This window comes from Myroides sp. JBRI-B21084, assembly GCF_030545015.1.
Lineage (GTDB): Bacteria > Bacteroidota > Bacteroidia > Flavobacteriales > Flavobacteriaceae > Flavobacterium.
In genome coordinates this window covers 1,456,294-1,467,840 of the sequence record NZ_CP120653.1, presented here as the reverse complement: position 1 = coordinate 1,467,840, position 11,547 = coordinate 1,456,294, and the positions used below count along the sequence as shown (strand labels likewise).

14 protein-coding genes and 1 pseudogene are annotated in these 11,547 nt (G+C 31.4%); all 15 read right to left on the bottom strand.

Annotation, left to right across the window (positions count from 1 at the left end; all coding sequences use genetic code 11):
• Position 1: 1 nt before the first annotated feature.
• Positions 2-499 (bottom strand): acyltransferase, encoded by a 498-nt coding sequence (locus P3875_RS07120; protein WP_303443267.1) that lies wholly within the window; start codon positions 497-499, stop codon positions 2-4.
• A complete protein-coding gene (locus P3875_RS07115) occupies positions 496-1,629 on the bottom strand; it encodes an O-antigen ligase family protein (protein ID WP_303443266.1) in 1,134 nt (377 codons plus the stop codon). Before P3875_RS07115 ends, P3875_RS07120 begins: the two co-directional genes overlap by 4 nt.
• A gap of 7 nt (positions 1,630-1,636) precedes the next feature.
• Positions 1,637-2,602, bottom strand: coding sequence for a glycosyltransferase family 2 protein (locus P3875_RS07110; RefSeq protein WP_303443265.1), 966 nt, complete (start codon positions 2,600-2,602; stop codon positions 1,637-1,639).
• 11 nt (positions 2,603-2,613) lie between these two features.
• Entirely contained in the window at positions 2,614-3,501 is an 888-nt protein-coding gene (locus P3875_RS07105; RefSeq protein WP_303443264.1) for an SP_1767 family glycosyltransferase, read from the bottom strand.
• Positions 3,501-4,922: an O-unit flippase-like protein gene (wzx, locus tag P3875_RS07100; protein ID WP_303443263.1), complete on the bottom strand. Its 1,422-nt coding sequence runs from the start codon at positions 4,920-4,922 to the stop codon at positions 3,501-3,503. Before wzx ends, P3875_RS07105 begins: the two co-directional genes overlap by 1 nt.
• Positions 4,923-4,948: 26 nt before the next feature.
• Positions 4,949-5,806 carry a glucose-1-phosphate thymidylyltransferase RfbA gene (gene rfbA, locus P3875_RS07095; RefSeq protein ID WP_303443262.1) on the bottom strand — a complete coding sequence of 286 codons (858 nt, stop codon included), beginning with the start codon at positions 5,804-5,806 and terminating at the stop codon, positions 4,949-4,951.
• 63 nt (positions 5,807-5,869) lie between these two features.
• The gene (locus tag P3875_RS07090; protein WP_303443261.1) at positions 5,870-6,229 is read right to left on the bottom strand and encodes a four helix bundle protein; all 360 of its coding nucleotides are present in this window, start codon (positions 6,227-6,229) and stop codon (positions 5,870-5,872) included.
• Between the two features lie 119 nt (positions 6,230-6,348).
• On the bottom strand, positions 6,349-6,537 hold the full coding sequence (locus tag P3875_RS07085; protein WP_303443260.1) for a hypothetical protein: 189 nt from the start codon (positions 6,535-6,537) through the stop codon (positions 6,349-6,351).
• A gap of 82 nt (positions 6,538-6,619) precedes the next feature.
• A complete protein-coding gene (locus P3875_RS07080; protein ID WP_303443259.1) occupies positions 6,620-7,081 on the bottom strand; it encodes an ArsR family transcriptional regulator in 462 nt (153 codons plus the stop codon).
• A 561-nt stretch (positions 7,082-7,642) separates the two neighbouring features.
• The gene (gene rfbD / locus P3875_RS07075) at positions 7,643-8,491 is read right to left on the bottom strand and encodes a dTDP-4-dehydrorhamnose reductase (protein ID WP_303443258.1); all 849 of its coding nucleotides are present in this window, start codon (positions 8,489-8,491) and stop codon (positions 7,643-7,645) included.
• Positions 8,492-8,670: 179 nt separating this feature from the next.
• Positions 8,671-8,901 carry a four helix bundle protein gene (locus P3875_RS07070; protein ID WP_303443257.1) on the bottom strand — a complete coding sequence of 77 codons (231 nt, stop codon included), beginning with the start codon at positions 8,899-8,901 and terminating at the stop codon, positions 8,671-8,673.
• Between the two features lie 33 nt (positions 8,902-8,934).
• Positions 8,935-9,063: a four helix bundle protein gene (locus tag P3875_RS07065; RefSeq protein WP_303443256.1), complete on the bottom strand. Its 129-nt coding sequence runs from the start codon at positions 9,061-9,063 to the stop codon at positions 8,935-8,937.
• Between the two features lie 136 nt (positions 9,064-9,199).
• A complete protein-coding gene (gene rfbC, locus P3875_RS07060; protein WP_303443255.1) occupies positions 9,200-9,748 on the bottom strand; it encodes a dTDP-4-dehydrorhamnose 3,5-epimerase in 549 nt (182 codons plus the stop codon).
• 54 nt (positions 9,749-9,802) lie between these two features.
• A pseudogene (locus P3875_RS07055) lies at positions 9,803-10,159 on the bottom strand (four helix bundle protein).
• 69 nt (positions 10,160-10,228) lie between these two features.
• Positions 10,229-11,278 (bottom strand): dTDP-glucose 4,6-dehydratase, encoded by a 1,050-nt coding sequence (gene rfbB / locus P3875_RS07050; RefSeq protein ID WP_303443254.1) that lies wholly within the window; start codon positions 11,276-11,278, stop codon positions 10,229-10,231.
• Between the last annotated feature and the right edge of the window lie 269 nt (positions 11,279-11,547).

Sequence of the window (11,547 nt, the reverse complement as noted above, 5' to 3'; positions counted from 1 at the left end):
GCTAAGTTATTTTTTTTATTGGTTTAGCAGGAACACCACCAACTAAATAAAAAGTTAAAACATCTTTAGTAACAACTGAACCAGCAGCAACTATCGCTTTTTCTTCTAACATCACACCTGGTAAAATAGTAGAATTTACACCAATCCAACATCCATTGCAGATTATGACATCTTTACTTATTCCTTCACCCGCAATATTTTTTGAATTTACATCAATAATATGAGTTCCGGTTCCTATGTAAACTCTTGGGGCGATGTCTACATTATTTCCAATTGTTATACTGGAAGAACAAATTATCATACATTCATGACCTATCCATGTATTATTTCCTATTGTTAGTTTTCCGTTTCCTAGTATTTTAGTTGATGAACAAATTCTTACATTTTTTCCAACAGTTGCTCCAGCTAATTTTAACATAAAAACTTTAAATTTAAAGAATTTTGTATCAGGTAAAAAAATATTTAAAAAGTTATACAAATACAATAATGAGGTTCTCATAATTCTTCTTTTTTAAGACTATAAAACGAAATCAATCCAATAGTCATTACCACATAAATAAACATTGATGAGCCAACACCTATAAAGAAATCTTCACCATAGTTAGCTAATACGTAACCAAACAAGAATCCAACTAATGGTTTAGGGACTTTTTTATCTTTAACAACAAAAACAATCAATATCAACAAACAAAGTAATGTTAAAATTGTGAAAGGATACCCCATTGTTAATAAAAATCGTACATAACAGTTGTGAATATTACCAGTATCTATTAACTCTAATGGTGCATTCATTCCGTTTCCTAGTGGATTTAGATCAATATAGTGAAATGCTTTATTCCATATCTCTTGCCTACCACTTTCTTTAGCTGAGTCAGAGATATTATTAAATCTGTTAAAAATAAAATCAAGATTTATAAAACTTGAAATTATCGTAAAAATAAATAAAATTAATACTGTTCCAATTAATAATTTTTTTATGTAATTAAAATAAGAAAAGAAGATTACTAGTGTAGCAGCTAATAAAGCCCCCCTTGATCCACTTAAGATAATTGTGATAAATGTAATAACAGTTAAAAATAAATTGAATCTTGTTTTCTTACCTAGTTGTAATATAGACATCCAAAAAACAGCAGAGATACCATACATGTTAGCATTTCCTAAAATACCTTGAAATCTTAAACCCGAAAGCACTGTTTGAAAACTTACAATTATTGATATAATTATAAAAAATAGAATTACTTTTTTTAAATTATTATGCTTAAAAAAAAATTTATTATTATGAAATTGGCTGGTAATAACAATTGGAAGAATTAACGCCAGTAAAAACAATGAAATATACCGAGGAAAATCGGTTAAGGTTGCGCCAGCATAGAGCATTGGAAAAAAATAAAACAAAACGAACAGAAAATTATATTTTGTAAAATAATCGGCAACTTTATTTTTATTTAAAAAAAAATACAGTACTAAAACTCCAATAATTATCCATCTTAGGTAAAAACTAACACTACTAATAATTGGTGGTAAACTCAATAAAACATCTGGTTGCGACTCATCACTTGTATCTGATTGAATAAATGGTGCTACTATAAAAAGTAGCAATACGATAAAACTGATGAATTTACTTTTCATTAAATATTTATTTAATTCGTCTTAAAAAATTTAAAATGACTTTTACAAGTTCTAATAAAAATGGAAAATGTATTACTGGATACAAAATTATCTTTTTAGACTTTGGTATTTGTTTTAACGCCTGCAAAATTACTAATTTATTACTATTATTAATATTTTCAAGCAACTCATCGCATTTATTAAAATTCAAAATCAAAGCAGCATAAAATGTGTTTAATTTATATAAACAAAGCTCATTATCAATAGCTAATCCCCTATGATTTAACTCTACAATTTCTAAACTTTTTAGAAATGCATTATACCCTTGTGTGGTTTTCTCTTGACTAACTGAGCGAGTTAAACTTGCATCATGTCTATAATAACTATAAATTTTATCTTGTATTACTTCTACTTTTATACCTGGCTTAGAAAAAATTTGAGCATTGATAACCATATCTTCTCCAACCACAAACTCATAAAATTGTATCGATTCTAATATTGATTTTCTATACAAGTTTGGCCATAATGTAATTGGCAGTTTACTACTTAAAAAAGATTTTATTATAGCATTACTATCGTCTATCAATTGATAGTTTGTTCCATCTACTTTAGTGTTGTCGTCAACTAAATAAAATTGACCTACAACCACATCAGCTTGAGTCGCAGCTTGAGTTTCTACTATTTTTTGCAAAGCATTTTTTTCGATGTAATCATCTGCATCCAGAAAAAAAACAAACTCAGAGGTACACTTATTTAGTCCATACTTTCTAGCAAGAGATGCTCCAATATTTTCAATTTTATGTACTTTAAATAGCTGTGCGTAGTTTTTTTGGTAAAAAACTAACGTATCGTTTGTTATTGATGAAGTACTTCCATCATTTACAACAATAATTTCAAAATTGGTATAAGATTGATTAATACAAGAATCCAATGCTCTCTTGAGAATTTTTTCTGCAGTATTATAAACAGGAATTATTACAGCTACCTTACTCATCACGATACTGTTTATAAAATTTTTGAAATAATTTGTCTTTCGTAAGCAGCATCATTTATATGAGTTTCTGGTATGCTTGTACTTACTTCGTTAACAAACTTACCATTTATTGCAGTTTTTTTGGTTGCTTGTTGTAAAAACCATTCATACTCAACATCAATGTGACCAACATCACAAGCTTGAAAACCTTTATTAGCGAGATCATAAGCTAAAACAGTTGCAGTTGGTCCTAAGGCTATCAATATCAATGAATTTTTATCGTAATTTGCCACTTCAGACAATATTAAATCATATTTAATAAATGCATTTTTACTTGCTGTAATCAAACGTTTAATTGAATTTGCATTTGAAAACAAATCATTTCCAATACCAAGTTTTGAATGTTCTCCTTCAATTATTATAATTTCTCGTCCGTTCCAAATTTGCTTCAATTTGTTAAAAATTGTTACCGCCCTATTTTTGTTTGACAAATCCATATATGGACGCGTTATTAGAGAATTAGGATAAACTGTATTAAAATTTAAATTTAAATAATAATTTTTGTAGTATTTACCAATAAGGTGCATCCACATTAACCTTGATTTCCATTCCATTCCAGTAAATGTATGTAGACTACCGGGAATACATATTAAACAAGTAGTGGACTTACTATTTAGAACTTCTTTCAATCTTTTAGATAGAGCTTCATCGCCATCCTGAAATCCTATCGAAATTTGTGATAACTGATTAAACTCGCCATCTCCATATCTTACAAAAGATTTCTTTTCAGACAATACAACATCAAGTGTTTCTTCAATTGACAAAACTTTTGGGAATCGATATTTTATTTTAGTCATAGCATATTTCGCTACATCCAAAATCAAATTAAACACTCTATTTATCATTTCAGTTACTATCATTAATAAGGTCTTTTTATTATGATTTTAATATGCGAAATTAAGTTTAAAAAACCAACTTTATTAAATTCGTAGTATGAAATTTTAAAGAACTTACAAATTTCGTAAGGCCATTTCCAATTATTATAAGCTAATTGAACAAATAAAGGCACGATAATAACACTTATTAGTCCGAAATCAAAAAATTTAAGAAAAACGTAAGACAACAAAGTAATAATTCCTCCAGCAACCAATGTTGCTTTTACAAAGGGAATTTCGTTATTAGTTACTAAAAATGATGAAAACAGAGAATGATTTGTTTCTAAAAATACAACAAGACAATATAAAAAAACTATTAAGTTATTGGGTAAAGTAGTATCAGATCCAAGAAGTACCAACATTTCATTTCCTAAGACTATAAACAAAATCGAACCTATTAAAAACAAAATTTTAAAAATCACAACAGTATATGAAAACTCTTTTAATAAGTCATCTTTTAGATTTAAAACTCGTAATGAAGATATTCTTGGTTGATATAGTGTATTTATTGTAGTTGAAACCACAGCAATTAAGCTTACTAATTGAACCATCAATCCGTAAGAAGCTACGTCATTAAGAGAAAGATACAAACCAGCAATAAACATACCTATTTTAGTTATTGCAAAACTACCTATATATACCAATCCTAGTTTTTTAGCATTATGCCATAATATGCTTAATAATTCTAACTTTTCTTTTTTAGTAGCCGTGTAATTCTCTAAACTTTTAATTAAATCTTTATTAAAGAAGTAACGATGAGAAAAAAACTTAACTACAAATGGGGTCAATAAATTAGCGATAACAATACTTATTAATCCAAAATTCATAAATAACAACGATAGCGCTACAACAGTATAAGCAATTTTTGAGTACACTAACGATTTTCTATATTCAGTAACCATACCTCTTCCATTTAACAATGAAGAGTAATAGGCATAATACATGTTAAAATATATGGATATACAATAGGTTAACCAAATAAATAAAGAATTTTTAATTGTTGTAAAACCATTTGTGATTTTATAGATATAAATGGTTCCAAATGTTAATAGAATTACCAATATGAATATGGATAGTCTTCTATATAAAAACTTTGCTGTTTGAATCATTACAAACAATAATTTATAATTGACTCCTTGCTGTGTATTGTTTTCATAGACTCCCTCCTTCAAGAGTTTTTGAGAACCACTAAAAATGTAAGTAATATTGCGTCCAAACTGAGGAGCAAAACCAAAATCAAAAAGTGTTACTAAACTACCAGTAGTTAACATCAAATAATTTAAACCAACTTCTTCAGCATTAAGTAATTTTAAAACGACTGGAAGAACTATTATACCAGAAGCTATAGAAAAAAATTGAGCAAAATACCCCCAAACTAAATCTTTTTTATTTATTTTAAGGTCCATATAAGGTCAAGAAATTTTATAATATTTTATTTAATTTTCATTAGATATTCTCCATACCCACTTTTCTTTAGTGGTTCGGCAGTTTTTATTAATTGTTCTTTATTGATATATCCCATACGGTAGGCTACTTCTTCAATGGCTCCGATCTTCATTCCTTGTCTTTCTTCGATGACCTGCACAAACTGCCCTGCTTGCATTAATGATGAAAAAGTGCCTGTATCTAACCACGCAGTTCCACGATCAAAAACACCTACACGCAACTTGCCTTGTCTTAAGTATTCTTTATTTACGTCGGTAATTTCGTATTCACCTCGGTCTGATGGTTGAATGTTTTTAGCAATTTCAACTACTGCATTGTCGTAAAAATACAAACCAGGTACGGCGTAATTTGATTTTGGTTGGGTTGGTTTTTCTTCTATTGACAACACGTTATTATCTTTATCAAATTCCACCACCCCGTAACGTTCTGGGTCGTGTACTGGATACGCAAATACCACTCCGCCTTCTTCTTTGGTACAGTCTTGCAGTAACTTACTCATACCACTGCCATAGAAAATATTATCTCCTAACACCAAGGCTACTTTATCATTACCAATAAATTCTTCACCAATCACAAATGCCTGTGCCAAACCGTTTGGTTCGGGTTGTTCAGCATATTCAAAACGGCAGCCGATTTGAGAACCGTCGCCTAATAACTTTTTAAAATGGGGTAAATCATGAGGGGTAGATATGATTAAAATCTCGTTAATCCCTGCTAACATTAAGGTGGATAACGGATAATAAATCATCGGTTTATCGTACACCGGCATTAGCTGTTTGCTTACTGCTAATGTTAAGGGATGTAAACGGGTTCCTGACCCACCTGCTAAGATGATTCCTTTCATGTGTTTTTTTATTTACTTATTCGCGGATTTGTTTATTCGCTGATGCGCTTATCTGCGGATTTGTTATTTTTCAAATTTTTTATATAAACTATTGAGTTGATTGGTTATTTTTTCTATTCTATCTCTCAAATTCATATAATCTTCTTTAGTTAAGAGATTTAAATCATTAGCTAAAATTAAAAAATTCACCACTTCAATAGCTGAACTAAATGCTTGATTTATAAATCGAGCTTTGTCTTTTTCAGTTATTCTTGCCATACCTTCGGCAATGTTTGCTGAAATACTTAATGTTGCTCGGCGTATTTGACTTATTAATCCAAATTTTTCTTCTGATGGAAATGAAACAGAAATAGTATATATTTCTTTAGCTAGTACACGACTTTGTTGCCATACTTCTAATCGTTCAAAATAAAATTCTTTCATAACTTTTCTTTTTGCGGATTTGCTTATTCGCGGATTTGTTTATTTGCTGATGCGCTAATTTGCTTATTCGCTGATACGCGGATTTGCTTATCTGCTTATCTGCTTATTCGCTTATTCGCTTATCTGCTTATTCGCTTATTTATGTTTTCAATATACTGATTATAACCTTCCATCATTTGTTCTAAATCGGCTTTGTTGTTGAGTGTTGGGTGTTCTATATACTTTAACCACTTTTTATGAAAACGCAAACGAAATTCGATGCTATCGTTGCATTTTATAGTGTGTAATTTAGATAGAAATTGCTTCATAACTTTTTTTGCTGATGCGCGGATTTGTTTATTTGCTTATTCGCTAATTTGCTGATGCGCGGATTCGCGGATTCTTTTTAAATTATTCACCAAACAACAGGATTCCCTGTTCTGTTAAAGGTTTGTTGTAATGAAAAACAACATTTCGCTTAACTATTTCTTTAATTTTGGGAACGATGTTTTCTGTATATTCCCTATTAATAGCATCGCCCACAATATTAATTTCAATTACTCCGCTATCAATACCTTGGGCGTATTCGCCTATTAATTCTATGTACGCTACATCTCCCATTCTATCAACTATGTGTTCAACAATTACATCAAGCCCTAAATATTTATGAACCACTTGCTGCAATAACGCAAACATTGGGTGATTGGTATTGGCGTTATACGCAATTTTATTACTAATTTCTTTTTTTTGTAAATAACCTGCATCCGATAACTGGTTCAACTCTTTGCGTATTGCATTGGTTGATTCGTTAAACTCGGTAGCTAAACCTCGTAAATGTCCTGAATTTGCAGAAGTTACAAAAAACTTTACCAATAATTTTATTCGGGTTTTTGAGGTTATCAATGATTCTAACATATACTGCTATAATGAGCAGTAAAGGTACTCGTTTTTTTAAATGATGCAAATGATTGGGGAAAAAATTTACAATTTGGTGATATGGGAAAAGAGGGAAATGGTGAGGTGGTAAACCGATTTGAAAATTTGAAAATTTGATAAAATGGGGATATGGTGAAGTAGTGAAGTAGTGAAGTAGTGAAGTAGTGAAGTAGTGAAGTAGTGAAGTAGTGAAGTAGTGAAGTAGTGAAGTAGTGAAGTAGTGAAGTAGTGAAGTAGTGAAGTAGTGAAGTAGTGAAGTAGTGAAGTAGTAAGTAGTGAAGTAGTGAAGTAGTGAAGTAGTGAAGTAGTGAAGTAGTGAAGTAGTGAAGTAGTGAAGTAGTGAAGTAGTGAAGTAGTGAAGTAGTGAAGTAGTGAAGTAGTGAAGTAGTGAAGTAGTGAAGTAGTGAAGTAGTGAAGTAGTGAAGTAGTGATATGGTGAAAACATCCCCCCTGCCCCCCCTTCAAAGGGGGAATTGTGGACTAATGAATCCATTAAAATTACATTTTTGAAAGCATTTCTTGTAAACTTATTTTCCAATTGGGTACTTTAACTCCGTAAGTTTCTGTTATTTTAGTTTTATCTAATAAAGAAAAATTCGGTCGTTTTGCTGGTGTGGGAAATGCATCACTGTTTATGGCGTTTACTTTTGTGGTAAAACCTTTTATTTCTTTTATGGCTACAGCAAAATCATGCCAACTTATACTACCCTCGTTGCTGTAATGATATATCCCTTGTGTAAACTCTGTCGACTGAATGATATCTAAAATAGCTTGTGCTAAATCACGTGCGTAAGTTGGTGTACCTATTTGATCGGCAACCACTCCTATTTCATCACGCTCGTTCATTAATCGCAACATGGTTTTTACAAAATTGGCTCCGTATGTAGAATACACCCATGCCGTACGAATGATAACATAAGCTGCACCTGAATTTTGCAAAGCTTGCTCTCCTTTTAATTTGGTTGCTCCGTACACATTTAATGGTTTAGGTATATCGGTTTCTTTTAAAGGAATTTCGCTCAATCCATCAAAAACATAATCAGTAGAAATGTGAATTACTTTAGCGTTATTTTCAGCCGCCCACTCACCTATTGCTTGAACAGCTAAATGATTTACCGCATTGCATAAATCCTGATCGCTTTCGGCTTTATCAACTGCTGTATAAGCACCCGCACTGACAATTATATTTGGTTTTTCGGTATTTAAAACTGTTTTAATTTCTACTGAATTGCTTAAATCCATTTCTTCTCTATCCACAAAAACCATTTGAAACTGTGAATTGTTGCTTGTTAAATCGTATAGTTCTGAACCTAATTGTCCGTGGCGTCCGGTTACTACTATTTTCATTGTTTGATGATTATTTGTTGAACTGATGATTTGTTGAATTGTTGAACTGATGATTTGTTGAACTGATGATTTGATGATTTGAAAATTAGCGAATTTGCAGATTTGCGAATTTGCTTATCAAATAAACGATTAATCAAATTATCGATTAAACAATTAATCAACTAAATAGTTTATTTTTTTTATTGATCTTTAAGATTTGTTTTTTTATTGATTTGATATTTATATAAACTATTGAGTTTATTTAAAATTTCACCCATTGTTATTCGGATAGTTTCATACGAATCTTGTGATATATATCGCATTTGATTAGCTACATTTAAATGGTTAATTACTTCAAGTCCTGATGAGTAAGCCATATTTGTAAAATGAGCTTGATCTAAATTAGTAGACCTGCCTGAACCCTCTGCCAAATTAGCAGCAATTGAATCTGCAGCCCTTTTTAATTACCTTGTTAAATCAAACTGTTCTTCTTTTGGGAAAGACTTTACAATTGTTCTAACTTCAACGCTTAAAGATAAAGCCAGTTTGTAAATATCTAACTTTTCAAATGCATAAACGCGATACTTTTCCATAAGTTATATTAGGTAATGATTTGATGAACTGATGAACTGATGAACTGATGAACTGATGAACTGATGATTTGCAGATTTGCGAATTTGCGAATTTGCGAATTTGCGAATTTGCCTATCAAATAAACGATTAATCGACTTATCGATTAAACAATTCGTTGAACGTTGGTAAAATAATGTCTTTTTCAGATACAACTTCGTTTCCTGGTTCTATTCCCCAATCAATATTCAGTTCAGGTGCATTGTAAAGTACGCCTTGTTCTGATTCTTTGTTGTAAAAATTATCGCATTTATAAAAAAACACAGCTGTTTCACTCAAAACAGAAAAGCCGTGTAAAAAACCTCTTGGAATAAACAATTGTTTGTTATTTTCGGCAGATAATTTTACAGCAACATGCTGTCCGAATGTTGGAGAATCAGGTCGGGCATCAACTGCCACGTCTATCACTTCACCATGTAAAACACGAACTAATTTAGCTTGGGCATGTACCCCTGCTTGAGCGTGTAACCCACGAATAACCCCTTTTGTTGAAAACGATTGATTGTCTTGTACAAAATGGGTGTTTGTTTGTGTTAAATTATTGAAGGTTTTTTCGTTGAAGCTTTCAAAAAAATAGCCTCGTTCATCTTCAAATTTTCTCGGTTCTAATATATAACAACCTTTTAGTTTTGTTGGGTGTATTTGCATTTGATAATATGGTAACACAGTGACATAGTAAACCAGTGACACTGCTATATTTAATTACTTTATTTTAAACTTTGAATTAATTTCAACAACATTTCTTCTAATAGATGCATTTTCATTCAATAACTCAGTCTTATCGGAATGCTCCTTAAATCCTAACAAAAAAGCTAATTCTATTTGTGTTTCAACTTCTGCTAATGAACCTAAGGCAACATACAAAAATTAAATAAATTCTTTTTGGTATTGCCTTGCAGCTCCTTCAGCGATATTACTAGGAATAGAAACAGCAGCCCGTCTTATTTGACTGGTTAATCCGTAACGTTCGTCAACCGGAAAACCTTGTGTAAAATTATAAATTGACTTAACATATAAGAGTGATCTTTGATAAACAATCAAATCTTTATGACTTTTCATAACAATTTATTTTTTTATTCTGCAATGTTACACACACTTCGTCACCCTGTCACTCGGTTACTTAGTTACTTACTTATACTGTACCTCGTAATACTTTTGATAATCGCCTGATGTAACATTGTTTAACCATTCTTGGTTGTCCATAAACCAATCGATTGTTTTAGCTAAACCTTGTTCAAATGTAACACTTGGGTACCAGCCCAATTCTTTATTTATTTTGTTAGCGTCTATCGCATAACGTAAATCATGTCCAGGGCGATCTTTTACAAAGGTGATTAATTGTTCGCTAGTTCCTGGCGCTCTGTTTAATTTAGCGTCCATTTGTTTACACAATTCTTTCACTAAATCAATATTTTGCCATTCATTAAATCCACCTACATTGTATGATCCTCCGTTTGTTCCTTGATGAAAAACCAAATCTATTGCTTTGGCATGATCAATCACAAACAGCCAATCACGGGTATATTTGCCATCGCCATAAATAGGCAATGGTTTGTTGTTAATGATATTATGAATACACAACGGTATTAATTTTTCTGGAAAATGATTAGGTCCGTAATTATTAGAACAGTTAGTCATTACCATAGGTAAACCGTACGTATCATGATATGCACGTACAAAATGATCAGACGACGCTTTTGATGCCGAATAAGGTGAATGCGGATCATACTTAGTATCTTCGGTAAAAAAACCTTCACTACCTAATGCTCCAAAAACCTCATCGGTAGATACATGATGAAAGCGTTTGTTTGTAAAATCACCATTCCAAACTTCGCGCGCCGCATTTAATAAATTCACCGTTCCAATTACATTAGTCATTACAAAAGCCAAGGGATCGGCTATTGAACGATCTACATGCGATTCAGCTGCCAAATGTATAACACCCGTTGGTTGGTATTTTTTAAAAACATCTAGAACCGCCTGTGCATTGCATATATCTACTTTTTCAAAACAGTAATTAGGCAGTTGATCTATATCTTTTAGATTTTCTAAATTTCCTGCGTAAGTTAATGCATCTAAATTTACTATGGTATAATGTGGATATTTTGTTACAAATTCACGTACAACGTGTGAACCTATAAAACCCGCTCCGCCTGTTATGATAATGGTGTGATTCATTTTATGGTTTTAGTGTATTTGGTTTCAAAGATATGTTTTTTTTTTTATTTGTGATGAGTCGATGAGGTGATTTGCGGATTTGAAAATTTGATGAAATGGTTATTTGGGGATATGGTGATGTAGTGAAATAGTGAAGTAGTGATATGGTGAAAACATCCCCCTGCCCCCCTTCAAAGGGGGAATTGTGGAAATGGGGAAATAGAGATTTGATGATTTTAAAATTTGCAAATTTGCAAATTTGATTTAATATTGTTTAATTGGCAATTCTA